Origin of the sequence: Acinetobacter geminorum (genome assembly GCF_013009345.1) — a bacterium.
GTDB lineage: Bacteria > Pseudomonadota > Gammaproteobacteria > Pseudomonadales > Moraxellaceae > Acinetobacter > Acinetobacter geminorum.
Genome location: NZ_JABELE010000002.1, coordinates 55600 through 81981 on the forward strand (window position 1 = coordinate 55600; position 26382 = coordinate 81981).

At 35.5% G+C, this 26382-nt stretch carries 26 protein-coding genes, 1 tRNA gene and 1 pseudogene; 18 read left to right on the top strand and 10 right to left on the bottom strand.

All coding sequences use genetic code 11. The annotated features are described in order from the left end of the window. Nucleotides 1-69: 69 nt before the first annotated feature. On the top strand, nt 70-1236 hold the full coding sequence (gene metK, locus HJG58_RS01975; RefSeq protein WP_170247745.1) for a methionine adenosyltransferase: 1167 nt from the start codon (nt 70-72) through the stop codon (nt 1234-1236). A gap of 127 nt (nt 1237-1363) precedes the next feature. On the opposite strand, the gene HJG58_RS18850 is transcribed toward metK, so the two are convergent. Then, nucleotides 1364-1612: a hypothetical protein gene (locus HJG58_RS18850; RefSeq protein ID WP_002121448.1), complete on the bottom strand. Its 249-nt coding sequence runs from the start codon at nt 1610-1612 to the stop codon at nt 1364-1366. A 259-nt stretch (nt 1613-1871) separates the two neighbouring features. On the opposite strand from HJG58_RS18850, the gene HJG58_RS01985 reads away from it, so the two are divergent. Continuing rightward, on the top strand, nt 1872-2063 hold the full coding sequence (locus HJG58_RS01985) for a hypothetical protein (RefSeq protein WP_170247746.1): 192 nt from the start codon (nt 1872-1874) through the stop codon (nt 2061-2063). A gap of 68 nt (nt 2064-2131) precedes the next feature. Here the strand turns inward: HJG58_RS01985 and HJG58_RS01990 are convergent, their stop codons facing one another. Continuing rightward, a complete protein-coding gene (locus HJG58_RS01990) occupies nt 2132-2698 on the bottom strand; it encodes an FxsA family protein (protein ID WP_017386799.1) in 567 nt (188 codons plus the stop codon). Nucleotides 2699-3108: 410 nt separating this feature from the next. On the opposite strand from HJG58_RS01990, the gene HJG58_RS01995 reads away from it, so the two are divergent. Continuing rightward, complete coding sequence (locus HJG58_RS01995) at nt 3109-3930, top strand: OXA-213 family carbapenem-hydrolyzing class D beta-lactamase OXA-1310 (protein ID WP_170247747.1); 822 nt, start codon at nt 3109-3111, stop codon at nt 3928-3930. A 75-nt stretch (nt 3931-4005) separates the two neighbouring features. On the opposite strand, the gene HJG58_RS02000 is transcribed toward HJG58_RS01995, so the two are convergent. Next, nucleotides 4006-4551: a GNAT family N-acetyltransferase gene (locus HJG58_RS02000; protein WP_170247748.1), complete on the bottom strand. Its 546-nt coding sequence runs from the start codon at nt 4549-4551 to the stop codon at nt 4006-4008. Next, complete coding sequence (locus tag HJG58_RS02005; RefSeq protein WP_017386796.1) at nt 4548-5141, bottom strand: helix-turn-helix domain-containing protein; 594 nt, start codon at nt 5139-5141, stop codon at nt 4548-4550. Before HJG58_RS02005 ends, HJG58_RS02000 begins: the two co-directional genes overlap by 4 nt. Before the next feature lie 197 nt (nt 5142-5338). Here HJG58_RS02005 and ruvC point away from each other — a divergent pair, with 197 nt between their 5' ends. Next, entirely contained in the window at nt 5339-5884 is a 546-nt protein-coding gene (ruvC, locus tag HJG58_RS02010) for a crossover junction endodeoxyribonuclease RuvC (RefSeq protein ID WP_002121356.1), read from the top strand. A 3-nt stretch (nt 5885-5887) separates the two neighbouring features. On the opposite strand, the gene HJG58_RS02015 is transcribed toward ruvC, so the two are convergent. Beyond that, nucleotides 5888-7348 carry an NAD(P)H-hydrate dehydratase gene (locus tag HJG58_RS02015; protein ID WP_170247749.1) on the bottom strand — a complete coding sequence of 487 codons (1461 nt, stop codon included), beginning with the start codon at nt 7346-7348 and terminating at the stop codon, nt 5888-5890. A gap of 26 nt (nt 7349-7374) precedes the next feature. Here HJG58_RS02015 and queG point away from each other — a divergent pair, with 26 nt between their 5' ends. After that, nucleotides 7375-8475: a tRNA epoxyqueuosine(34) reductase QueG gene (gene queG / locus HJG58_RS02020; protein WP_171545201.1), complete on the top strand. Its 1101-nt coding sequence runs from the start codon at nt 7375-7377 to the stop codon at nt 8473-8475. Between the two features lie 87 nt (nt 8476-8562). Continuing rightward, the gene (gene bioB, locus HJG58_RS02025; RefSeq protein WP_017386794.1) at nt 8563-9552 is read left to right on the top strand and encodes a biotin synthase BioB; all 990 of its coding nucleotides are present in this window, start codon (nt 8563-8565) and stop codon (nt 9550-9552) included. Between the two features lie 46 nt (nt 9553-9598). Here bioB and HJG58_RS02030 read toward each other — a convergent pair whose 3' ends face one another. Both HJG58_RS02030 and HJG58_RS02035 read right to left on the bottom strand, forming a co-directional pair. Continuing rightward, nucleotides 9599-9811 carry a hypothetical protein gene (locus HJG58_RS02030; RefSeq protein WP_170247750.1) on the bottom strand — a complete coding sequence of 71 codons (213 nt, stop codon included), beginning with the start codon at nt 9809-9811 and terminating at the stop codon, nt 9599-9601. A 63-nt stretch (nt 9812-9874) separates the two neighbouring features. Continuing rightward, the gene (locus HJG58_RS02035) at nt 9875-10225 is read right to left on the bottom strand and encodes a hypothetical protein (protein ID WP_017386793.1); all 351 of its coding nucleotides are present in this window, start codon (nt 10223-10225) and stop codon (nt 9875-9877) included. Nucleotides 10226-10670: 445 nt separating this feature from the next. On the opposite strand from HJG58_RS02035, the gene HJG58_RS02040 reads away from it, so the two are divergent. The 7 genes from HJG58_RS02040 to HJG58_RS02070 all read left to right on the top strand — a co-directional run bounded on the left by HJG58_RS02040 (nt 10671) and on the right by HJG58_RS02070 (nt 18190). Further along, the gene (locus HJG58_RS02040) at nt 10671-11207 is read left to right on the top strand and encodes a fimbrial protein (RefSeq protein WP_431832713.1); all 537 of its coding nucleotides are present in this window, start codon (nt 10671-10673) and stop codon (nt 11205-11207) included. Nucleotides 11208-11280: 73 nt separating this feature from the next. After that, nucleotides 11281-12024 (top strand): fimbrial biogenesis chaperone, encoded by a 744-nt coding sequence (locus tag HJG58_RS02045; RefSeq protein WP_170247752.1) that lies wholly within the window; start codon nt 11281-11283, stop codon nt 12022-12024. Between the two features lie 55 nt (nt 12025-12079). Further along, complete coding sequence (locus HJG58_RS02050; RefSeq protein ID WP_456263972.1) at nt 12080-14620, top strand: fimbria/pilus outer membrane usher protein; 2541 nt, start codon at nt 12080-12082, stop codon at nt 14618-14620. Then, complete coding sequence (locus HJG58_RS02055; RefSeq protein WP_170247753.1) at nt 14617-15636, top strand: fimbrial protein; 1020 nt, start codon at nt 14617-14619, stop codon at nt 15634-15636. The genes HJG58_RS02050 and HJG58_RS02055 overlap by 4 nt, the downstream gene beginning before the upstream one ends. A 561-nt stretch (nt 15637-16197) precedes the next feature. After that, on the top strand, nt 16198-16377 hold the full coding sequence (locus HJG58_RS02060; protein ID WP_003651366.1) for a hypothetical protein: 180 nt from the start codon (nt 16198-16200) through the stop codon (nt 16375-16377). Between the two features lie 84 nt (nt 16378-16461). After that, nucleotides 16462-17466, top strand: a complete 1005-nt coding sequence (locus HJG58_RS02065) for an AraC family transcriptional regulator (RefSeq protein ID WP_170247754.1) — start codon at nt 16462-16464, stop codon at nt 17464-17466. A gap of 97 nt (nt 17467-17563) precedes the next feature. Beyond that, entirely contained in the window at nt 17564-18190 is a 627-nt protein-coding gene (locus tag HJG58_RS02070) for a sterol desaturase family protein (RefSeq protein ID WP_080026919.1), read from the top strand. 91 nt (nt 18191-18281) lie between these two features. Here the strand turns inward: HJG58_RS02070 and HJG58_RS02075 are convergent, their stop codons facing one another. Continuing rightward, nucleotides 18282-19133, bottom strand: coding sequence for a LysR family transcriptional regulator (locus HJG58_RS02075; protein ID WP_170247755.1), 852 nt, complete (start codon nt 19131-19133; stop codon nt 18282-18284). Between the two features lie 94 nt (nt 19134-19227). Here HJG58_RS02075 and HJG58_RS02080 point away from each other — a divergent pair. The 3 genes and pseudogenes from HJG58_RS02080 (at nt 19228) to HJG58_RS02090 (ending at nt 22515) form a co-directional block, all read left to right on the top strand. Then, nucleotides 19228-20156: pseudogene (locus HJG58_RS02080) on the top strand (DMT family transporter). Nucleotides 20157-20393: 237 nt separating this feature from the next. Beyond that, nucleotides 20394-20858 carry a hypothetical protein gene (locus HJG58_RS02085; protein WP_170247756.1) on the top strand — a complete coding sequence of 155 codons (465 nt, stop codon included), beginning with the start codon at nt 20394-20396 and terminating at the stop codon, nt 20856-20858. Nucleotides 20859-21099: 241 nt separating this feature from the next. Beyond that, complete coding sequence (locus HJG58_RS02090) at nt 21100-22515, top strand: purine-cytosine permease family protein (RefSeq protein WP_170247757.1); 1416 nt, start codon at nt 21100-21102, stop codon at nt 22513-22515. A 60-nt stretch (nt 22516-22575) separates the two neighbouring features. On the opposite strand, the gene HJG58_RS02095 is transcribed toward HJG58_RS02090, so the two are convergent. Then, nucleotides 22576-23013: a PACE efflux transporter gene (locus tag HJG58_RS02095; protein WP_086264525.1), complete on the bottom strand. Its 438-nt coding sequence runs from the start codon at nt 23011-23013 to the stop codon at nt 22576-22578. An 89-nt stretch (nt 23014-23102) separates the two neighbouring features. On the opposite strand from HJG58_RS02095, the gene HJG58_RS02100 reads away from it, so the two are divergent. Together HJG58_RS02100 and HJG58_RS02105 are read left to right on the top strand one after the other, a co-directional pair. Continuing rightward, a complete protein-coding gene (locus tag HJG58_RS02100; RefSeq protein ID WP_170247758.1) occupies nt 23103-23987 on the top strand; it encodes a LysR family transcriptional regulator in 885 nt (294 codons plus the stop codon). Between the two features lie 1113 nt (nt 23988-25100). After that, a tRNA-Ile gene (locus tag HJG58_RS02105) sits at nt 25101-25177 on the top strand. A 169-nt stretch (nt 25178-25346) separates the two neighbouring features. On the opposite strand, the gene HJG58_RS02110 is transcribed toward HJG58_RS02105, so the two are convergent. Beyond that, nucleotides 25347-26210 (bottom strand): iron-containing redox enzyme family protein, encoded by an 864-nt coding sequence (locus HJG58_RS02110; RefSeq protein WP_216076486.1) that lies wholly within the window; start codon nt 26208-26210, stop codon nt 25347-25349. Nucleotides 26211-26382 lie beyond the last annotated feature (172 nt).

Sequence of the window (26382 nt, forward strand, 5' to 3'; positions counted from 1 at the left end):
TGAACTGGTCCTCAAGCTCAAGTCGATGTAACATATTATGTCTTTTGAAATAACCAAGATAGGACTTTCATGCGCGAGTACGCTGTTTTTACCTCGGAATCTGTAAGCGAAGGTCATCCCGATAAAATGGCCGACCAAATTAGCGACGCTATTTTGGATGCAATCTTAAAAGAAGACCCATACGCACGTGTTGCTTGTGAAACACTGGTAAAAACAGGCGCTGTTGTACTTGCTGGTGAAGTAACAACGACTGCTAATATTGATGTTGAAGCTGTTGTTCGTAATACTGTCAACGGTATTGGTTATCACCACTCTGATCTTGGCTTTGATGGGTCAACGTGTGCTGTAATCAATATGATTGGTAAACAATCACCTGAAATTGCTCAAGGTGTAGACCGTCAAAAACCAGAAGATCAAGGTGCTGGTGACCAAGGCCTAATGTTCGGTTATGCAAGCCGTGAAACAGACGTGCTTATGCCTGCGCCGATTTCTTATGCTCACCGCTTAATGGAGCGTCAAGCTGAACTTCGTCGTTCAGGTGCCCTTCCATGGTTACGCCCAGATGCAAAGAGCCAAGTTACTTTTGCCTATGAAAATGGCAAGCCTGTACGTCTAGATGCTGTTGTTTTATCTACTCAGCACGATCCTGAAATTTCTCAAAGCCAGCTTAAAGAAGCAGTTATTGAAGAAATTATTAAACCGATCATTCCTGCTGAAATGTTCCATGCAGCTACTAAGTTCCACATTAACCCAACAGGTATGTTCGTTATTGGTGGCCCTGTAGGTGACTGTGGTTTAACAGGTCGTAAAATTATTGTTGATACCTACGGTGGTATGGCTCGTCACGGCGGTGGTGCTTTCTCTGGTAAAGATCCATCTAAAGTTGACCGTTCTGCTGCTTATGCTGGTCGTTATGTTGCAAAAAATATTGTAGCTGCTGGTCTTGCTGATAAATGTGAAATTCAAGTGAGTTACGCAATTGGTGTAGCAGAACCTACTTCGATTTCAATTAATACCTTTGGTACAGCAAAAGTTTCTGATGAGTTGATTATTCAACTTGTACGTGATCATTTCGATTTAAGACCGTTTGGTATTACTCGTATGTTGGATCTTCTTCAACCAATGTACAAACAAACTGCGGCTTATGGTCACTTTGGTCGCGAAGGTTCAAACTCTGCATTTACTTGGGAAAAAACTGATAAAGTTGATGCCCTTAAAGATGCTGCTGGCCTCTAAAACAAAATCGTAAAAAGCCCGCCATTGAGCGGGCTTTTTTATTTATAGTTCAAATTTTATGGTATGTGGGGTTTAATCTTCTAGCAATCATCCTTGACGCCATATCATTTTTAGCTGTAATCAGAATCTATTGTCTTGTCGTTTTATCATCCTGATTTAATACATCCAGTAAAGTTGACTGCGTTGGAGTATCTTGATGATTCTGGATATAAATATGGACAACTTTAAATACAACGACAACCGCCAAACAAGCCATCACACAAAACATCCATAAGCCATACGGGCTTCGAATATGTTGTGAACCACAATATGGACATGATTTATCAGTCGATGCCACAACTTTGTCGCAACACGCACAATGGTATTGATATAGCATAGGTAACCCTCCTTCCCTCATTTCAACCGTTGTTGTTTTAATAGGTTTGCTACATTTTTTAATTTATACATCCTTTATATTTATCCTATGTGAAATGAAAAGATAATTCAATCTGGATGAACAATTGAGTCAATTAAAAAATATTAATTAAAAACATATATATAAGTTAAATATTATTTTTATAGGACTATTTTTCTTATTTTGATATTTTGCCAAATTTGTTAAAATAAGCGAATAATCTCACATTTTAGGCAAATGCATGTCACATACAAAGCTCATTAATAAAGGTGGCTTTCGCGAACGAGCCAACCGAAGCCGAGGTTATCAACAATCTGAAAATAAGCAAACAGCCTTAGCTTCAAACAAATACCAACCTCAAACAAAACCACAAGAAAGCCCAACTGAATTGGCTCAACCAGATTCTGCTGCGACTGAATCTCTAACTAAATAATTTATATCTTCTTAAAAAATAAAAAAGGCCTAAACTTTGGAGGTTTAGGCCTTTAGATAAGGTCTTTATTAATCCTTATTTTTATGTTCAATTTTCTTATGGTCTGGAGTGACTTCTCGTGCTTCTCCATCAATAATGCTTGAATCACGGTATTGACCTTGACTACCACCACCTTGTTGATTCTGCATATCTTGCATTTGGCGCATTAGATCAGCAAATGGGTTTTGCCCCCCCATATTACCGCCCATACCACCCATCATTTTTTCCATCATAGCTTGTTGGCGTTTTGCGAGAGTTCTCATCGCTATATTACGGAAAGCAGTTTGAACACCAGGGATCAAAATTAAAACCGCTAAAACATCAGAAACAAGACCTGGCAACATTAATAAGAAACCTGCAAAAGCATAAGCAAGTTTTTTAGTTACTGCCGGATCATTACCGAGTTGGCCAGTCATCTGCATTTGCTGTAATTGAGGCATAATACCAGCAGTACTTCTGCGAATAAGTCCTAAACCAATAAAGAAAGCAAGAATGAACCAAAAGAATACATACCATCCACTGATGAACTGTGCTACGCCAATCCATACAGCAATTTCAACAATCGCGCCCAGAACTACAATAAGAAGTAAATTCATGTAAAACTTTATCTATCTCAAAAAGAAAATTCATTGCAGTTTATTTGCCCCAACCCTATCGAAACAGCCAGAGTCTGCAATACTAGAGTACATTTGATTTTAACTCGATAAAAACAAACATGCTTTATTATTAATGAGTGCTGTATCAAGTTTATCAAGTGCAACTTTAATCAGATTTTAATTTTTTTACTCTAGTTAAACGAAAAGCCCTCAAAAAAGCAGTTTTTAGCACAATAAAAACTTAGGTTCTTAGAAAATTTGGACTTATTTCTTTGTTTGTATAGTTTTTTATGAAATTTAAAAAGTAGCTATGGGTATAGAGTTTCCTAAATAACTTACATTTTCTCTATCTAAAAGTACCTCTATTCAAGTTAAATTAAAGAATAACTCTTTTAAAGCTACATAGACTCATGACTAAAAAAGCTCTTTTCTTTGCCATTGGTACGATGTTTTTATCGGCGTGTTCTTTTAATACCGTAGAACAACATCAAATACAGTCAATTTCTACCAATAAAAACTCAGAGAAAATTCAATCATTGTTTGATCAAGCACAAACTACAGGTGTTTTAATTATAAAACGTGGCCAAACAGAGGAAGTCTATGGTAATGATCTTAAAAGAGCATCAACCGAATATGTTCCCGCCTCTACCTTTAAAATGTTAAATGCTTTGATCGGCCTTGAGCATCATAAAGCAACACCAACTGAAGTGTTTAAATGGGATGGGCAAAAGCGTTTATTTCCCGATTGGGAAAAAGACATGACATTAGGCGATGCTATGAAAGCTTCTGCTATTCCAGTTTATCAGGAACTAGCTCGACGAATTGGTCTTGATCTTATGTCTAAAGAGGTGAAGCGTATTGGTTTCGGTAATGCTGATATTGGTTCAAAAATAGATAATTTTTGGCTTGTTGGTCCACTTAAAATTACACCTCAACAAGAAGCCCAGTTTGCTTATGAACTAGCCCATAAAACTCTTCCTTTTAGCAAAAATGTGCAAGAACAAGTTCAATCTATGGTGTTCATAGAAGAAAAAAATGGACGAAAAATTTATGCTAAAAGTGGTTGGGGATGGGATGTTGAACCACAAGTTGGTTGGTTTACAGGCTGGGTGGTTCAACCACAAGGAGAAATTGTAGCGTTCGCACTTAATTTAGAAATGAAAAAAGGAATACCTAGTTCTATTCGAAAAGAAATTGCTTATAAAGGATTAGAACAATTAGGTATTTTATAATTTACACCCTATAGCCCAATTTAATTTCATCATCATGAACTGGGCTATTTGCTTAAAATTTGAAAGCTTTATTATTTATCCATCAACTGGCTGCTGCGGTGTATTTAAATTTAACTGATAAAAAGCAGCATCCAGCCACTGGCCAAACTTAAAACCGACTTGCTTAAAAGTACCTGCATGGATAAAGCCCATTTTTTCATGTAAACCAATACTTGCTTGATTGGTTGCATCGATACAGCCTATCAATACATGCAAATCTGCCTCTTGAGCACGCTTAATCAATTCATGCATTAAAATTTTGCTTAATCCGCTACCACGATGTTCATGATGAATGTAAATACTATGTTCGACCGTATATTTAAAGGCAGGAAAAGCTCTAAAGGTTCCCCAGCTTGCAAAACCTAATAACTTATTTGTCTCATCTACAATACCAATGACAGGAAAACCATTTTCTCTTTTAACTGCAAACCAACTTTTCATTGACTCTTCAGAGCGCGGCAAATAGTCATACAAAGCGGTAGAATTGATAATTGCTTCATTCAAAATATCTAATATAGCCTTTGCATGTGTAGCTTCATGACAATCAATTAAACGTAAATTTGGATTAAGATTTTTAATCATGAAGATTCCTTAAGAACAGAGACGAGCTCATTACATACAACTAAAATATAGCGAGCGGTTTTAGAAGAAGGATTGCTGTATATGATCGGTTGACCTAATTGCATCGCCAAACAATCACCCTCTTGTAAAGCATAAAAGTTTTCACCCAATTGAATATCGATTTGCCCCTCAATTACCCAAATCTGCTGTAATACAACCTTAGAATTTACACTTGTTTCATACGTAACACGAGACTGAGCAGGAAATTCAATTTCAACGATTTGAAATGGAGATTTCCAATTTGGAGGGGAAACTTGACGGCGAATATACCCTGTTTCCGGATCTTTCCATTGTGATTGTTGATTACGTCGTACCATAGGTTGAGGCGATTGAGTATTCTGTGGGCTATCAAATAGCTGAGTCAAAGGCACTCCTAAACCATTTGCCAGCTTTTCAAGGACAACAGCTGTAGGACTCGCTTCTCCTCTTTCAATGAGTGAAATTGCAGAACGGCTTACCTGACATCGACTAGCAAGAACATCTAGAGTATATCCACGCGCTAGACGTATTTCACGCACTTGCTGCGCAATGCGGATATTAATATCTTCCATCTACCGATAAAATTTAATTCCAAAATTATAGATAAGTATTCCACTAAAATAGAATTACATCAAATTATTTTAAAGATATAAATTAGTCCCATAAAAACCGAAAAATAACCATTCATCGCAGCATTCTTTAAATTACGCATGCAGAACCTTTTTGGCTATGTAACAATACTCTCTAAACTATTTAAATAAGTCTTCACATGGCACTGATTATTGGTATTGACCCGGGTTCACGCTTAACAGGTTATGGAATCATTGAAAAAGATGGTAGTAAACTGCGTTTTGTTGATGCCGGTACAATCCGAACAGAAACTCAAGAAATGCCAGAACGCTTAAAACGTATTTTTGCAGGCGTTGAGCGAATTGTGAAATTTCATGGTCCAACTGAAGCTGCGGTTGAGCAAGTCTTTATGGCTCAAAACCCAGACTCTGCCTTAAAACTAGGACAAGCCCGTGGTGCTGCCATAGCCGCATTAGTGAATTTAGATTTACAAGTTGCAGAATACACTGCCCGTCAAATTAAACAGTCTGTGGTTGGTTATGGCGCTGCCGATAAAGAACAAGTCCAAATGATGGTGATGCGATTACTTAATTTGACCATTAAACCTCAATCCGACGCAGCCGATGCCCTTGCTGCTGCTATCTGCCATGCTCATGCATCGGGAAGTATGAGCAAATTGTCTGTTTTAAATGCCTTAGGTGGTATGGCACGTGGACGAAGCCGTTCTAGCAGTCGTAGACGTTAAAATTTATTGATTTACAACCTGAGTAATGGCTTGATTCATTTGGTAGGCCTGTAAACCACGCATACCTTGTTTTGCAAGTTTATCACCTGCTTGAGCATGCAGAGTCACTATCTCATGTAATGCAATACCTTTGTGAAACTGGGCTTTTAAGCTTGCAATCATTCCTGCTAACACATCTCCCATTCCACCAGTTCCCATACCAGCATTACCTTGCGTACAAATATACAAATTATCTTCTAAAATTAAGCTACCCGCTCCTTTAAGTACCCACTGGCCTGCATATTTTTGTTGTAAGGCATAAATTGCAGCAATTCGGTCATTTTCAATTTGCGCTGTAGAGCAACCAAGTAAAGTAGCAGCTTCTCCAGGATGAGGTGTGGCATAAATATGTGTATTTAACTTTTCAGGCTGTTTAGCCAGAAACCATAAAGCATCTGCATCTAAAACAACTTCTAGGCGTGTACTCTGATTTAACAAATTAAACCATTGCTGGTAAATCTGCTTTGCCCAATCGTCACGGCTTAATCCCATTCCAAAGCATACTGCATCGACCTGAGATAGAATCTCTTTAATACTGTTTTCATCTAAAGCATTAATATCACGAAGCATAATATTAGGAGCCCGTGACAAAATAGCTTGATGATGATTACGATGACAAACCACCGTCACTTTACCTGCACCTGCATGAAAAGCAGCTTCAGCAGCCATAATAACAGCCCCACCCATTTGCTCATGTCCACCCACCACTAAAACATGCCCGAAACTTCCCTTATGACCAAATGCCATACGCTGAGGAAGTTTAATGTTTGTGGGTGACAAATAAGCTAAAGGTTTCAACTCGTGGTCTGTAGGAGTTAAATTAATTAAATGAATTTCCCCCGCATATTCTTTTCCTTGTCCTGTAAATAACCCTGCCTTAAGACCTAAAACAGTAAAGGTATGATCAGCTCTTACTGCACAAGGTAAGACTTGCCCTGTATTTGCTTGTAAGCCACTCGGTATATCAATCGAAATTTTTAGGCCCACTTGTTCATTAAACTTTTGAATTACTTGTTGCCAACCTATATTTAATTCTCTGTTTAAACCTATGCCAAATAAAGCATCAATATGACAATCAAATGTTCTTTTAATCTCAAAATTTGAGTGAATTGGGACTTTTATTTCTTTAGCAAATTGCGCTGCACAATGTAAATCGGCTGACTCACCCAATTGAGCTGCAAAGATTTCAACATTAAATCCAGCTTGTTTAAGGTAACTTGCTATAAAGTAACCATCACCTGCGTTATTGCCTTGTCCGCACCAAATAGCAATATTCTTAATAGCCTGATCTTTAAAAAGCTCAATAAGTTGCTGGGCAATTGACCAAGCCGCTTGCTGCATTAAACCTAATGAGGAGTTTTGCGCAGCAAACCAGCGCCGCTCCCATGCTCGAATATCATCGCTATGGTAAACTACCGCCTGCATATTATTATCCTCTTGCATTTTGGTTTATGACATCTTCCGACACATCACGTATTACAGTGCAACAAATTGATCCACATGAATTAAAAGCATGGATCAAAGCTCAAGCATTAGACTTGGGTTTTGCTGATTGTGTCATCGCAAAACCAGATGCTCAAGAGCAAATGCCACGTTTTTTGGAGTACCTTGAACGTGGTTATCATGCAGACATGACCTATTTAGAAGAAAATCTAGAAAAGCGAGCTGATCCAACACTATTAGTGCCTGGCACAAAAAGTATTATTTGTGTCCGCATGAATTATCTTGTGGAATCTCCAAAACCCCGATATGTACCTTTGGAACCTAACTCTGCCATTATCGCCCGCTATGCACGTGGGCGTGATTACCATAAAGTCATGCGTGGCCGATTGAAAACTTTAGCAACACGAATTCGTGAAAAAGTTGGTGACTTTGAATCTCGTCCTTTTGCAGATTCAGCGCCTATTTTTGAGAAATCATTAGCTGAAAGTGCTGGAATGGGTTGGACAGGTAAACATACCTTGCTCATTCATAAAAAGTCAGGTTCTTTTTTCGTATTAGGTGAGCTATTTACTTCACTCGACCTACCGTTTGACGAGCCTGCAACAGCACATTGTGGTTCTTGTAGTGCGTGTATTGATATTTGCCCGACGCAAGCAATTGTCGAGCCTTATATGTTAGATGCTAGGCGCTGCATTGCTTACCTAACCATCGAATATAAAGGAATTATTGCTGAAGAATTACGTGCAGGTATAGGTAACCGAATATTTGGTTGTGATGACTGTCAATTAATTTGTCCTTGGAATAGCTTTGCCAAAACAGCATCTATTTCTGATTTTAATCCTAGACATGGGTTAGATAATATTAGCCTACTTGACATCTGGCAGTGGGATGAAGCCACTTTTTTAGCCAATACGGAAGGTAGCCCTATCCGCCGGACAGGTTATCAATCATTTAAACGTAATATTGCAATCGGATTAGGAAATGCTCCTTATTCAAAAGAAATTGTAGATCAACTACAAAATGGCAAAAACTTGCATGACGAAATCGTCAATGTGCATATTGATTGGGCAATTGAACAGCAACTTAATCAACTTCAGCTATCAAATTAAAAAAATGATGTTTTTTGCCCTATAGCTTTAATACGAATTCTGTATGATTATGTATAGTGAATTAATGCCATCATCATGGATATGACAATGACTCTACGTAATGATTGGAATCGTGAAGAAATCCAAGCTTTATATGAACAACCTTTTTTGGATTTAGTTTTCAAGGCTCAACAAGTACATCGTGAGCACTTCACTGCCAATTCAATTCAGGTCAGCACCCTTTTATCTATTAAAACGGGTAAATGTCCTGAAGATTGCAAATACTGCTCACAATCGGCACATTACGAATCAAAACTAGAAGCAGAAAAACGTATTGCTGTTGAAAAAGTGATTAGTGAAGCGAAAGCTGCAAAAGATTCCGGTTCTTCACGTTTTTGTATGGGTGCTGCTTGGCGTAACCCACATGAGCGCGATATGCCTTATGTTTTAGAAATGGTACGTGAAGTTAAAGCATTAGGTATGGAAACCTGTATGACTTTAGGCATGCTTAACCAATCTCAAGCAGAACGCCTAAAAGTTGCTGGTTTAGATTATTACAACCACAATTTAGATACATCTCGTGAGTATTACTCTCACATTATTAGTACTCGTACTTTTGATGATCGTTTAAATACCCTTGATTATGTTCGTCAAGCTGGTATGAAAGTTTGTAGTGGCGGTATTGTGGGTTTAGGCGAAACTCGTGAAGACCGAATTGGTTTATTACATGAACTAGCTACCTTACCAATTCATCCTGAATCTGTGCCAATCAATATGCTTGTTCCTATTGAAGGAACACCTTTAGCAGATGTTGAAAAGCTTGATGTTATTGAGTGGATTCGTACTATTGCTGTGGCACGTATTATCATGCCTCACAGTTATATCCGTCTCTCTGCGGGCCGCGAATCATTAAGTGATTCAGATCAAGCATTAGCATTTATGGCAGGTGCAAACTCATTATTCTCTGGTGATAAACTACTAACCACACCAAATGCCGGTGAAGGTAAAGACCAAGCTTTATTTAATAAACTAGGTTTAACAGCTGAAAAACCAAAGCCAACAGTTGCTGATTTATCAGTAGATGCAATGAGTGCTTAACTCAAGTTAAAAGATTTAAAAGCCCTGATCATTCAGGGCTTTTTATTTAAACAGAAGTTACTAATATTCCGTAAGTGGCATTCAGGAAGGTTCCGACTCGAATAATATCCTTCCCTGCAGCATGCGTTACTGTGAACTCTTGGCTCAACACATCAAAATTAAAAGAATCAAAAACATCTTGATGGAGTAAAAGCCAAGTTACTGTATCTGCTACATTATCATCCACAATATAAGTTAAGGCCTTAAAGTCTTTACTCATAAATAACTCTTAAAAATAAATTTTATGAATTTTATATGAGTTCACTCTACCTTAAAAGAAAATCTAAGCTGCTTTAGGATTTACTAACGAATGACCTGATAACAGACTTGCCAAGGCTTGAGGTGTAAATTCTAAAGAAAGCACATGATTTTTGAGATTGACTGAATGCTTACTAATTAATGGAAGTAAGCCATCTTCTGTTTCAAAGACATATTCATCTGCAATATTTAAGATACCTTCAAGGTTTGTCGTACTTGAAGCAAGATCATGGCTAAAGATGTCATAAATCGTTTGCAAGTTAAACGTTGTTTGCTGCTCCGTCGGATGCTTGATGAGATAATCCTTTAAAAATAAAACTAATTTATGAGCAAAGAAAAAGTAATTAGGTTTATAGCTATACTTCATAGTATTCATGGAACTGAACTCCAGATTATCTTTTATTGAATTACAACTAAAACAGTAGGAATTGAATCTTAAAAAATTCTTAAAAAATAAATATATTCACAAGATAAATTAAAAAATAATTTTATGGTTAAAAAACAATAATTTACACCACAACACCAGACAACTTCTATCTTAATTTTTTTAAAGTTAGATTAATTTAATAAAATACAATTACTTAAATATTACGAGTTTTTTTATTTTATTTTAAAAATGGATCATGAATTATTTTACCAACTGATAAAAAACATATTTCCAAAATATTTATTAATAAAAACAACCGTTCAAAATATATATAAATATAGTGTTTTTCTTGTTTTTTGGTTGAAAAGTGATATATTTCCTTCGCCTTACTTAAGCAGAATAAACTTGCTGAAAAGTAATGGAATTTATTTTAAAAGGCTATTCTGGGGATTTTATGAAAAGATTTATTTTTATGGCGGCGGTTTCTCTCTTAAATATAACAAATGCACAAGCTGCAGATGGCACAATTACTATTAATGGTCTTGTCACGGATAATACTTGTACGATTGATACTGGAGATAAAAATCTAACAATTAACCTGCCTACAGTTTCATCTCAAACCTTAAAAAATGCAGGTGATGTAGCTGGTCGCACCCCATTTCAAATTAATTTAACGAACTGTGCTTCGGCTGGTAAAGTAGCAACTTATTTTGAGCCGGGTGCTACCGTTGACTTTAATACTGGTCGTTTATTAAACCAAGCAACCTCGGGCGGCGCAACAAACGTGAATATCCAGTTGCTAGGCAGTAATAATGCTGTAATTCCTGTACTCGCTACAGGCACGAATGCGGCTCAGACCAACTCACAATGGGTGAGTGTTTCGGCAGGTGGTGATGCTGACCTTAACTATTATGCTGAATACTATGCTACAGGTGCTTCTACTGCGGGTACGGTAACATCGCAAGTAAAATACACCATTATTTATCAATAAAATTAAAATTGAAGCTTCTATTTAAAGATAGAAGCTATCTCCTATCTATTATTCATTATTGAGAATATGACTCATGCTTTTTCGTGGTCGTAAGTTTTTTTGGGGATTAGTTTGTCTACAGGTAACACTGACTACCACAGGGCATACTGAAATTGTTTTACATGGAACTCGTGTCATTTATCCTTCAAATGCACGTGAGATCACTTTGCAACTGAGTAATAACGGTACAGCTCCCTCTCTTGTTCAAGCTTGGATCGATGATGGAAATGCAAAGTCGACTCCCGATGAAGCAAATGTGCCCTTCATTATTACTCCCCCGATTTCACGAGTAGAAGCGACTAAAGGCCAGACCTTAAGAATTACAGCTCTGCCTAATACGTCTCAATTAAATCAGCAACAAGAATCTATTTTTTGGCTTAATGTTTTAGATATACCTCCTAAACCGGAAGGAAAAACTCAACAAGACCAAAACACCACTATTTCTAATAATTTTTTACAGCTTGCTGTTCGTTCGCGCATTAAATTTTTTTATCGCCCTATAAATCTAAAAGAAAATATTGAGCAACTAAGTGAGAAAGTTCAATGGAAAATAAATGATCAATATCTAGTAGTGAAGAACCCGACTCCCTTTTTTCTGACTATTAGCTCCATTTTTCAAGGAAGTGAAAGCCATAAAACAGACTTATTGCAACAAGGCTTAATGATTGCCCCTTTTTCAGAGGATAAAATTAAACTAAAAAATAAAAACTTAGCAGATATGAGCTTTGTATATATCAATGATTATGGTGGAAGAGTTGAGCACCCAATAAAATTCTAACCTCATTGTATTACTTAAGAAAATTTAAAACCTATCATGAATAGGCTCTAGAGCTATGTCTAAATGGTTTATACCTTATATATGTTTAAAAAGCCCCTTTACTTGGTATGTCGTCTCAAGTATTACGCTATTCATGCCTGTGGCTATATATGCTGAAAATAATATTGATGTTCCACATTTTATAAAGGCTGAATTTGATAGCAATTTCTTAGTAGGTAATGCACAAAAAATTGATATAGCTCGCTTCAAATACGGAAACCCGATCTTGCCTGGTGAATATAGCTTAGATGTTTATATTAATGGTCAATGGCTGGGTAAACGGCGTATGCGATTTACTACCTCAGCTCATAACACAAATGCTGAAACATGTTTTACAGAGGCCATGTTGCTTGAATATGGGGTAAAAGCTGATGTTCTAAGTCAACATGACTCTAATTCATCACTTTCATGTAAAGCTCTCGCTTCATGGATAGATAGTGCTTTTTATGTATTTGATAGTTCCCGTTTAAGAATTGATATTTCGATCCCGCAAGTTGTCTTAGAAAAAAATCCGCAAGGTTATATCGATCCACATTTGTGGGATCGCGGTATTAATGCAGCTTTTTTAAGCTATAACGCCACAGCATATCGGATAGTTAACGAACAACATGAAAGTACATATGCCTTTATAGGTACGAATCTTGGAGCAAATTTAGCGAGTTGGCAATTGCGCCATAATGGGCAATGGAAATGGCAAGACCATACTGATTTTCAAACTGATAATTCTTCTTACACTTCAACGAATACATATCTACAAAAAGCATTTCCGAAAATTCATGGCGTTGTGACTTTAGGCGATTATTTTACTAATAGCGATTTTATTGACTCTTTGCCCTATCGCGGGGTAAATATTTCAAGTGATGACCGAATGCTTCCAAATAGTATGCTCGGTTATGCTCCAAGAGTTCGAGGTTATGCCAAAACCAATGCAAAAGTCGAAGTTAGACAACAAGGTAATTTAATTTACCAAACCACTGTCCCACCAGGAAACTTTGAAATTAATGATCTTTATCCCACAGGATTTGGAGGTGAGTTACAAGTTTCGGTATTTGAATCTAATGGAGTAGTTCAAAAATTTTCTATTCCATATGCTTCTGTCATTGAAATGCTACGTCCTCAAATGAGCAGATATTCATTCACCTTAGGACAATTTCGAGACCCGAACCTTAAGTTAACTCCATGGCTGATACAGGGTAAATATCAACGCGGAATCAATAATTACCTTACAATTTATAGCGCAATTCAAGGGACTCAACAGTATTCCTCTGTATTGTTAGGTACAGCTTTTTCAACGCCAGTTGGTGCTATTTCTTTTGATGCAACACATTCAAATGCCAATTTTTCCCATCAACCTAAAATGACAGGGCAAAGTTATCGTCTAAGTTACAATAAGTTATTTGCTCCAACGCATACTAACCTAACACTAGCAACTTATCGTTATTCAACACAAAACTATCTCAAACTGCGTGACGCAATTTTAATTCAAGACTTACAAGAGCAAAATATTGATAGTTTTTCAGTAGGTAAGCAAAAAAGTGAATTCCAGATTAATTTAAATCAAGCTCTTCCAAATCAATGGGGAAATTTCTATTTAGTAGGTTCTTGGACAAACTATTGGAACCAGTCTACTACTAATAAGCAATTCCAATTAGGTTATAGCAATCAATTTAAAGATTTAACTTATAGTTTCTCTGCAATTAATAGTGAAACTATTGAAGCTGGTGGGCGAGCTGACCAAGATACTCAATACCTCATTTCTCTATCCTTTCCCTTAGATTTTAAGAAAAGCTCTTTAAACTATAATAGTCTTCTAAGTAAAGATAGCCAAATTTTGAGCTTTAGCGGTTTTACAGGAAGCCGTTTGAATTATGGTGCATCAATTTCCAGTCAAGACCATGCTCAAACAAACCTCAACATTAATAGCAACTATAAGACAAACTACACAACATTAGGTGCTTCATTCAGTTACGCTGACTCATATCAACAAGAAATGCTTAACTTGAGTGGCAATATCGTTGCCCACGCCCATGGAATTCTGTTTGGGCCCGATCAGGCTCAAACCATGGTGCTGGTCTATGCACCGGATGCTACGGGAGCACAAGTCGGTAATACACCAGGGCTCAGTATTAACAAAAAGGGATATGCCGTTATTCCTTATGTTACGCCTTATCGTATGAATGACATAAGTCTTAACCCACAAGACATGTCCACACAAGTTGAACTTGGTGAGAGCAGTTTACGGATTGCCCCTTATGCAGGTTCGATCACTAAAGTTCAATTCTCGACAAAAAAAGGTTATGCACTTTTTATTAGTACAACAACATTAGATGGCTCACATCTACCTTTTGCCGCACAGGTATACAACCAGAATAACGAAGTAATAGGTATTGTTGCGCAAGGCAGTCGCATTTATTTACGAACACCCCTAACCCATGACCGTTTATATGTGAAATGGGGAAATACGAGCACTGAAAAATGCGAAATTGAATACGATATAGCGGATCAAATAAAGCATAACAACCAACCAATTATTATGACAAAGGCAGTCTGTAAATGAAGAATATTTTAAAAAAAATTGGATTTTTGGCAGTAAGTCTATTTGCTTATAGCCATACAAATGCAAATTGTAATTTAAGTAAAGGATTTACTACCGTCGATATTCCGATGACTATAGGTAAAATCGTAGTAAAACCAAATGATCCAATAGGAACGATCTTACAAAAGAATACTTTTACAATATCTCCTAATAATTCAACTGCAACTTGTAATCGCGCGAGTGATCAAATTATTGCGGCTCTCCCCTTAAATTATCCAGTTAGCCCAATAGGTAATAATGTATATGCAACCAATATTCCCGGTATTGGTATTCGTCTTTATCGTGAAGCAGCAGATGCTTCAGATTTTTCAGGATACTATCCTTATAGACGTACATTAACACCCAATCAAACATATACACTTTCCCCTGGGCATTTTGTTATGGAAGTTATTAAAACTGCCATGACAACAGGCTCTGGAGCACTAGTCGCAGGCCGTTACAGTACCTATTATGTATCAGGGCAACAGAACCGCCCATTTTTAACCACTACTGTATTAAGTAATGCCCCTATTCTTATTGCGTCTTCATCTTGTGAAATTCAAAATGGTGTAGATTCACCAGTTCAACTTCCAACCGTGATGAAATCAGGCTTTAAAGCGATTGGGTCAACCCAAGGGGAACAGAATTTTAATCTATCAATCTTATGTAATGGTGGCGAAAACAACTCTGGGATCGCTACGAGCAATACGATCAGCTTAAGTTTTGATTATAATTCTGATACCTCCAATAATCAGGTGATTAACAACAGTGCCGCGAATTCAATTAAAGCCAACGGTGTGGGTGTCGAACTGTTATGGAATATGAATGGAGCAAATCAGCCGATTCAAAAAGCAAGCAAACTAAATATAGGTATGGTGAGTTCCAACCAAACAGTTGAATATGATATACCTTTAACTGCTCGTTACTATCAGACTGCCACCAATGTAACCGCAGGTGAGGTTAAAGCCACAGCGACGGTGACTATTCAATATGATTAATTTATCTCTTAAAATTTATTAAAAATAATTAAGCTTAGCTCAGCTAAATAATCTTAAAATTTAACATTTCAAAAACTTTGTAGTTCTATTAAAAAATCACATAAAAAAATGCTCATAAGCAAAAATAGCAAATGAGCATTAGTGATAACCACTTAACCTGAAATACAAATTGTGGGAAATAGATCACAATTTGCATGAGTATAATTTCAAAATTCGGCTTAAAGATCAAGTCTTTTTTTTAACAAAAATTTAAAAAACCATTATAACATATTGTTTTAAATAAATTAAAAAAATAAATTTAATTTATAACCGCTATTTTATAGTGCTTCTAAAGAATTATCATTCTATTAATTAATAAAAACTTAATTTTAAGAATAATTAAAAAGACATCCGTCAAGTCGAATAAATTAAAAATCAATTTAATTTCATGTAGTTATATTAAAATCATCAAAAAATTAAATTTTACAGAATTACATAATTTATAATAAAAAAAACATAAATAAATTTAGAAATCTCCTTCAATTGCCAATAATATCTTTAGACTTTTTATCAGAACGTAACATGCTCATTTTTTGGAAAATATTATGTATCTTATTACTAAGTCTAGGCGCTACAAGTATAGGTTTTGCGATTAGTAACATCGATCTTTTTCTTTTTTTTATAGGTTTGCTTTTATTAACCTCTTTTATCTTAGCTTTAAAACAAGCACGTGAAGATGCGGGTTTCTTTCCTGATCATTAAACTAATATAAGTTTCTGAGATATAGAATCAGCAATAAAATCATGATTGAATATGCGCTATAGTTTATAGGGTTGTCATCAAATTATGTCTAAAAATTCTTCAGACGCTGGAATTTTTTTATGGATGACTTACGAGACTATGCAAAAGATGGGCTTAGATGCAGCATCTATTTTTGCAAGTGTAAATTTGCCTAATCAACCACCCGATAAAAATATTCGTAGAGATAATTCTACCCAACATCGTTTTTGGACAGCTGCTGAAGAAATCAGCCAAGATCCTGATATTGGCTTACATGTAGGTAAGCAAATGCCGCCTTTCCGGGGTTTGGTCATTGAATATCTATTTTTGAGCAGCTCTACATTTGGTGAAGGATTGCAGCGCACTCTAAGATATCAAGCCCTACTTACAGATGTATTTAGCCTTTCCTTAACCATTAATGAAGATCAAGCAATATTATCGGGTTTTGAGCATCCCGTAAGACATTATCTTGAATGTGGCATCGGTATTTTTCTTAATTTTTTTAAATATATTACAAATAACGAGTTTAGGCCTAGCCAAATTACATTACCTTATCAACAAGGCGCTTCAGCTAATAATTATCAAGAAGCTTGGAAATGCCCGGTAATTTTAAACCAAAAACAAGGCGCTATAATTTTTCCTAGTACTTTATTGAATAAAGCATCACCAGCGGCTGAACCTGAATTATTAAAAATTCATGAAACAATTGCTGAACAGCAACTATCAAACTTAGAAAAGCATCAACTTGTTTATGCAATTGAGCGCTTGCTCAGCAATGGTTTACTTGAATCTGGTCAATTCGATCAAAAATTGATTGCAGAACAATTAAACCGCAACCCTCGTACTCTTCGCGCTGATTTGCAAGCTATTAATACAAATTATGAAAAGATTCTAAATCAACATCGAGAAAAACTTGCCAGACGTTTGCTTGCTAATACACAAGAAACTATTGATCAAATTGTTTATTTAACCGGTTTTTCAGAGCCCTCTGCGTTCACACGTGCATTCAAACGATGGACCAATGAAACTCCAAGTGCTTATCGACAACGTAAACAAAAACAATCAAATTGATTCTAAAGGCAATTGGTCTACTGCCTATTAGGTCAAAGGGATAAAACATTCTTCTTTTACAATGGCTTTAAATTGTAATTAAGAAGAAGTGACCGATATGCTTGGATTCCCTGTAGGTGTTTTTGTAGCAAATGGCTTGGAATGGTACTTTCATAAAGTTTGGCTGCATGAGTTTCCAAGCCAGTATCGTAATAGCCCATTTTTCACCCATATCGCACATCATAAACGTGCCCGTTTAAATGGCTTCCATGACGAAGGCTATGCCGAATCTATGCTTAAAAATGCTGAAATTTATAATGAAAAAACAGCCTTAATTGGATTAGCAGGTGCTGCTACCATTTTTTTACCTGTAGCTCCTTTTTTTACAGCTGGACTCTATTATGGTTTATGGAATTATTGGCGTGTACATGCTAAATCTCATTTAGACCCAGAATATGCAAAAAAACGTATTCCTTGGCATTATGATCACCATATGACAAGTAATCAGAATGCTAATTGGTGCGTTACCAGACCTTGGTTTGACTATATTATGGGAACAAGAGTAACCACCGAAGTATCTAAAACCGAAACCAATCCTTTAGGAATAAAATTACCTAAATGGGTAGAAAAACCTATTAATTCAGCTGCTAGACGTTTACTTGCTAAGTCTTTTGCCAAAATTGATTTAAACTCTCGTCAAGATCAATCTAATTTACGTGAAGGCATAGAAGTTAGTCTGACCTAGCCTATTGATCTAACTAAATTCAAAAGAAGCTGCGGAAAAAAGGCAGCTTCTTTAAACAGACTTCTAAGAGTTAGCATTTAACTAACCAAGTTTAAGTTCTAAAAGACTCGAAACAACTCACCAGAAAATCCATTACTACACGTATTGCAGGACTATGTCGTAGATCTTCGTGGGTTACCAACCAGATTTCAGCACTCATGGGGTGATCATCTTGCAATCTGACCAAATTACTCAATGTGCCTAAAAAATCAGGTAACACAGCTAACCCAGCTTCTCCACATGCGGCTCTCCACTGAAGCTCAGGATGATTTGTAACCATTATAGGTTCTTTATTACCTAATCTTTCTTTTAACTTCTGCTGTTTTTGACCATGTACACCCCCGACTTCTACGCTGTTCCATTCATAACTTTCAGAATCAGTTGAAGCTAAATAATTTGGAGCAGCGTATATCCCAAAAGGAATTTCACCTACTTTACGAGCAACTAAGTTTTCATCTTTAGGGCGTCCAAATCGTACAGCAATATCAGCCTCACTATGCTGCAAAGAAACATAATGAACATCACCGAGTACACGCAACTTTAATTGGGGATAATGACGATAAAACCTTCCCAGATGAGGCATGATAAGATGCGCTGCCGTTAAAGGAGGCATACTAATAGAAACACTACCCATCACTTCTTGCTGACCAGCCTGAGTTAAACGTTCAATAGAAAACGTTTCTTCCATCATACGAGCAACTACTTGTGCAAGATGCTCTCCATCAGGGGTAAGTATGTATGTGCGTGGTCTACGATCCACTAATTTAAGTTTTAAGTTTTGTTCTAGCTGGGCAATTCTTCTGGAGACAGTTGCATGGTCTACGCCCAATTTTCTGGCAGCAGCGGAAAGTGACTTTTCTTCGGTAAAAACTGAAAAGTAATGCAAATTTTCCCAATCAATCATTGTGCAATTTTTCACATTAGAAGTGTATTAATATGGAATTGTACACCTTTATAGATTTGTCGAGAATAAAACCTTTCTTAATGGGAGCCTGTCCATGAACAGAACGGTGGCTTATGCCTATGCTGGTGTTGTCTTAACGATGTTTTTTTGGGGATCAGCATTTAATGCAATGTCTTATATTATTCAACATATGCCCCCGTTATCTGCTGCGTCTGAACGTTTTTTTATTGCAAGTCTAGGCTTACTCTTAATCTTTTCAATAACAGGCCAGCTTAGATGGACAGCCTTAAGACAGAATCTAGTTATCTATCTGATTATTGGTATTATCGGAATTGCGGGATTTAACATTGGCTGTTTTTATGGACTTCAAACCACCTCAGCTGTTAACGGTGCTTTGATTATGGCAACTACGCCATTAATGACTCTATTAATGACAATCCTTTTAGATGGAGAAAAACTTAACACTCATAAATTCTTAGGCGTTTTATTTGGCTTAAGTGGTGTGTTACTGGTGATTAGTCAGGGACATATAACGACTTTGCTGCACCTCAAAATAGACATTGGAGATCTATTTATATTATTGGGCGCATTTGATTTTGCTTAGCAAATGTACTGTCTCGCCGTTATGTAAAAAATGCTACTCCCTTAGAAACAACAACTTTTTCTATGTTGTTCGGGGCAATAACACTTGGTTTGTTGAGTGTGATATTTGAAGATCCTCTTACAGCAATTGCATCTGCACCTTTAAATGCACATTTAGCCATGGCATATGTTGTTATCTGCTCTACCATGATTGCTTATCTATTCTGGTTTAATGGCATACAAAAGTTAGGTGCTGGTCGTGCTTCTGTCTTTTTTAACTTTGTGCCAGTGTTCAGTATGATAATTGCTCTACTTACTGGTCAAACCCTCAATATCTGGCAGTTACTAGGAACAGTTTTAGTGATGCTTGGTGTTATGAGTAGCGGAGGATTTTTTAAAATTAAAAGCACTCCACTTATGGTAAAACATTGTACAAAATAAGAAATATGCTGCTACATTAAAATCTATTATTAATATGTAGCAGCATTTCCAAATGTAAAGATTATCTCTCAACAATTTTTTTAAATTCTTATATTTTCAAAATATTTTTTTATATTTGTGATGGTTTATACAAAAGCTCATCTTAATTATTCCGTTGTAACAAATACTGTATGTTTCTTTAAAACTTAATGAAAGATTGCCATATATAGTTTTAAAACTACCAAAGGAGATATTAAAATGAAGCTGGATTTTACAACAATTGAAAAGCAAGCCAAATTGCTACAAGAAGAGCAAGAAAAGATCGAGCAACGAGATCATGAATTTCAAGTTGCCTTAGATAAGCACAGAGAATCCCTAAAGAATTTATTTAAAGATCTTTTCTCCGACCGAGAAATTAAGACAGAAAAAGGAGGTCACTTCTGTGTAACCTTCGGAGATTTCAAAATTTCCTTATTGATTGAAACTGCTAAATTTGAAAATGGAGTTCCTGTAAAATTAAACTCCGTAAATCCTGTTATTATTAAATGCAAGAAAGATAAGCCGATTGCAAAAGCACAGTTTACAGATGCAACCCAATATCTAGATAACCATTTAGACACTCCAAATTATCAGTATTATTTTAAGCAAGAAGATAAGACCCAACTGGTACAATTTTCTGAACTTCCCACTTATTTCCAACTTGTTTTAGACGCAAACGCATAAAATCGAGCCCTCTTCAGAGGGCTTTTTTATATATTATTTTTTTATCATTTAACTTTTTAAAAATAAAATCAGTCAAATACTTTTTCTATTTATCTATGAATTATTTAACTCAATTTTAATATCCAATACTTCAAAAATATTTGATTCTTCTTAAAATTACTTATATATACATGTTTATATTTGATTATACAAATATGAATAAATAAGAATAGGATGGCTCTTAAAGGATAAGGAGAGTGAAATGGACTCATCGGCTGGGAAACCTAATAGTAGTTTTATAGAAAACCGAAGCATCGACTTTATTCCTGAAAATGAAAGACATGGCGGAGTATTTGCCCAATTCACCCTATGGTTTGGGGCTAACTTACAAATCACAGCCATTGTGACAGGCGCGCTAGCCGTTGTGTTAGGTGGGGATGTTTTTTGGTCTATTATTGGCTTATTAGTAGGACAATGTTTTGGTGCTGCCGTCATGGCACTACATGCTGCCCAAGGTCCTAAACTTGGTCTGCCTCAAATGATTTCAAGCCGTGTGCAATTTGGGGTTTATGGCGCGTGCATTCCAATCATACTCGTTTGCCTTATGTATATTGGCTTTACCGCAACTGGAGAGGTATTAGCGGGTAAAGCAATTGCACATTTAGCACATGTCAGCAATACAACTGGCATCTTAATTTATGCAAGTTTAATCATTTTATTCGCAACGATTGGATACCGTTTAATCCATTTGGTAGGTAAAGTAGCCAGTATTATTGGTTTGATTGCTTTTGTGATTATTTTGACTCAGATCTTAGCACTTTCTGATTTTTCTGAGCTCTTAGCAGTACGTCATTTCAGCTGGTCTTCATTCTTATTAGCAGTTTCCCTTTCTGCTTCTTGGCAAATCTCTTTTGGCCCCTATGTTGCAGACTATTCTCGCTATCTGCCAACTAAAACATCTTCATCTCGTGTTTTTTGGGCAGTGGGCTTAGGTTCTTTAATTGGCTCACAAATTTCTATGAGCTTAGGCGTTTTAATCGCTCAAGTTGCAAACGGCAATTTTGTCGGAAATGAAGTTCAATATGTTGTTGGTATGAACCCAATTGCCCTTGTCGTGACTTTTCTATATTTTAGTATCGCTTTTGGGAAAGTTACTCTGACGACCTTAAATGCCTATGGCAGTTTTATGTGTATTGCTACGATTTGGAATAGTTTCAAATCAACAAATCAAATCTCAAAAATAACAAGATTATTGATTGTCCTTGCTATGGTTGTAGTCTCAACCTTTATTGCAATTATAGGTGAACATACTTTTTTAAGCGCCTTTAAAGCATTTATTTTGTTTTTGCTTACCTTTTTTATTCCGTGGAGTGCCATTAATCTTGTTGATTACTACTTTATCTCTAAAGAAGAATGTGATGTTGATGCGCTCTATGATCCAAATGGTAAGTATGGACGTTGGAATCGGATTGGTATAACCTGCTACTTTCTAGGTATTTTGATTCAACTACCATTTATTGATAGTAAATTTTATACGGGTCAAATTGCGGCAATGCTAGGAGGAATCGATTTATCGTGGCTGGTAGGCCTTATCTCAACTGCTTTAATTTATTATATTTTCGCCAAGAAAGCTCAATTAAAGTTTTCAAAAAAGTTAGCTATTGATCAAATCAAATAATGAAGCTAGATAAGCTATCAAAGTCGATCACCTTGATAGCTTATTAAAATGATTTTACAGTTATTCTGGTAGCGCTTTAGCCTGCGCCGAAATAGGCAATCCAAATAACTTATCAAAGCTCCAATTAAATATAAAAGTATAGATAGGGATAATGATAATAAAGGCCACATCTAACCAAAAAGCAGCAATGAGGGAAATATCCATCCACCATGAAATAAGCGGAATTAAAAACAGAACCAAAGTAAGTTGAAAACCGATGGCATGTCCAACTCTACGCTTAACTGTACGGATATGACTGCTTTGTTTAGCTTCCCATTTCTCATATAAAATATTGTAGATAAAATTCCAAGTCACAGCGATGGTCGTAATCATGACAGATAGTGGCCCTGTATGTTCAACACTATCACCTGCCAAAATCGCTAACCCTACTGATGAAATAATCATGCCGATTATCTCATAGGAAGAAACATATACAATTCGACGCTTTATACCTTGCATAATCAACAAACTCTGCTTCATTCCTTATATTTTAATTTCAGTCAAAATCATATATAAAGTTAATAGCTTTCAGTTTAGCTGATATCAAAATGAATTTTAACAGTGAAAATATTGAACTTTTCATAACTGTACTTGATACAGGTTCTTTCTCTGCGGCCGCTCGTAAACTCAATCGAGTCCCCTCAGCGGTAAGTATGGCCATTGCTAATTTAGAAGCAGAATTGGGTTACATATTATTTGAACGGACTCCTCGAAAGGTCATTCCAACCGCTACCGCATTAGCTTTGGAACCTCAAGCACGAATTATCTCTGAACAACTTAGGCTATTTAGCAATCATGCACATGAACTTTCTTTAGGCCTTGAAAGTAAATTGCGTATTGGCGTTGTTTCTGATGTAAATACCAAACTATTGTTTTCTTCTATAAAAAAGTTAGCCGATAAATTCCCTTTACTGAACATAGAGATTATTACGGCTCCCCAAGACGACATTGTTAATTTACTTTATACGGAGCAAATCAGTCTTTGCTTAGCAGGTTCAGACCTAAATATAAAAATGCGTGAAAATTTGCAATTGGTCATGACTGAAACAGTAGTTGCCACAATTTCGTCTAGTCATAGTCTTCTACAAGATAAAACAAAACAGTTTTCTATTGAAGAATTAATCAATATTAGACAAATTGTTGTGGCGAGTAGTGAACATGAAATGAAAGATCCCCGTTCAATTATTGGTGCAATGTATTGGAAAACGAATAGTCTACAAACAGCAATTAACATGGTTGAAGCGGGACTCGGTTGGGGAAATTTTCCGTTATCATTAGTACAAGAAAAAATCGATCAAGGTCATTTAGTTCTTTTAGATTTTAAAAATACCAAAAATCATTTACCTCTATCCATTTACTTAATTTGGCTTCAAGACCGCCCATTATCTAAAGCGACTCGAGAACTCATCCAAATTATTCAAGAAAATTTATAAAATTTTATAGGTTATTTCTGAAAGTCTAAGGATTTTTATAATTTTAATTCTTTTTAAATCTAGTTATTTAAAGCTTAAGCTTATTACTCTGTACTCTATATCTAAATACTACTAAAAACAAAAAGCCTACTTAGAAAGTAGGCCTCTTGTTGTATTTCAGGATTAAGCAATAATATTTTATTTTGTAAAAAATACACTTATACTTTATTAAAACCAAGTGTTTCAGTCAAGTATAAAGTTTATAAGATACAAACATTTATATTATTGTGAAGACAGTCACAATTTAGGTTTTATATAGAAAATATTTTAGAGAAAGATAGTTTAATGATAAAAATTTCTATTACCTCTCTTAACAGCTTTTTTAGCAAAACACAATAAATACTTTAAGAAAAAGTATTTATTGTGTTTAAATTTATTTAAATAAAATATATTAAATCCCTTGAATTTGTTAATTTTATGTTTCATTATTAAAGTTGCTAACTTTATAGCTTAATGTTTGCTTTTTAATAAGTTGAGTTTAAATTTCAACCTATTATAAAAATTAATAATACTATTTTCTTAAGTAATTTGGACCTAATAGTTTATATTTTCTTTACTACCTATAAGCTAGAATCTTATTAAGAGAATTATTGCAACTATTATCTTTCGAAAGATATATAAAAGACGATTTATTATATATCTAAAGCTTAATTACAGTATAAAAATATAGAAAATTTTATATAGTATTTTTAACCTCCATTTATATTTATCTTAAGTAAATTTTTCTAACTCCAGTCTTTCAAAACATTCAAACAATACACCAACACTTACTGCTCATATTTTAAACAAAATTTATTTTATATAAATTAATGTCTCAAACTACAAATACAATTAAGTCATCGTCACAATAGATTGTTGGAATAAATTCTAATTGATCGATAAATAACTTCTCCCACTTTACTCTTGAAGTACACTTAAGCTAGAATCACTATCGCTTGAAATATTAACCAATATGACACAATATTTTTGGTTTAGTTTGCGTCTACTTCAGAAAATGACTTGTGTTTAATTAAAAAATTGATTAGTATTGCACGCACTGAAAAGCATTGAGATTAAAAGCTTTTCTGACTTATAGGGCCTATAGCTCAGTTGGTTAGAGCAGCGGACTCATAATCCGTTGGTCCACAGTTCAAGTCTGTGTGGGCCCACCAAATACCAAACCTCATAAACAAAAAGTTTATGGGGTTTTTTAATATATATCCAAATAGAATATGCTTTACTCTTATAAAAAATACTCAAAATTTAAATTTATTTTATCCCTAAATTTTAGATGTTTTAAAATACACTTACGTTCCTTACTAAATATTCATCTTTAATCTATTAAGCTAAGATTTGCTTTCGTATGGGCTCAGAATTCTCTAATTGTGTATCCCAGAACTTTTCCCATAAATCACAATATTCTAAGCATATCTTTTCAATATAGTTATAATCTTCTTCTGTACAAGCTTGCATCAACACATACCATAAATCTTCTTCATGATCATCGTCTGCTGCTTCAGCACTTTCATCCTCAGAGATACCATGTACATGATAATAACCACCACCGTCCACATCCAGACCAACTGCTTTAGTTGCTCTCCGTAAAGGTGGGCTATATAGAATCACCTCTTCTTCTGCAACTGCTAATAAGGCTGAAACTGCTTTGTAGTCATCATAAGTATTTTCTAAAAATACCCTAACCTGATCTGCAATTTTACTCGGGTGATAATTTTGGCGATCTTGTTCAGTGATACCAAAATCATTCAATATATCTTCAAATAAAGGATAATGAGCATATTCAGGATTTCCCTGATAGTAGCCATCTTTATCTAATCCTGGACGAAATCCAAACTCATCAAAAATATTTAAACTCAACAGAAAACGCGGAAACATTTTTGCACCAGCATGCAATCTCGGTTCCAATTGTTTTGTTTGAAATTGGGCCATGAGCAATGCATCAGTAAAAGTTTGCACAATTGCATGACGATACTCTAAGTGAATTTTTTTTAAGTCTTCTTTATTAATTTCGCCGTTATTTAAAGTATCAATTGCCGGATGATGGGATACTGGATGTTTAGCAATTTTTGCTCTTAAGTGAGTTAAAAAGTTTGAATTTTTTTCCCATAGTTCTACTGAAATGCTTTGCTTCATCCCTGCGAGTGCTTTCTTTCTAGGATTATTAAAATTCTCAAATTTCTTAGGCATATTCGCTCTCATTAAACTTATTGAAGCATGATCAATTTTTACATATTTTATTATAAAAACAATGACTTAAATTAATGTTTAAACTTATTCCATCATCAATTAATATTAGAATTAAAATGGTACGAAATCAAATAAAAATTTTAAAAAAAACTTCAATTAATGATAATCATTA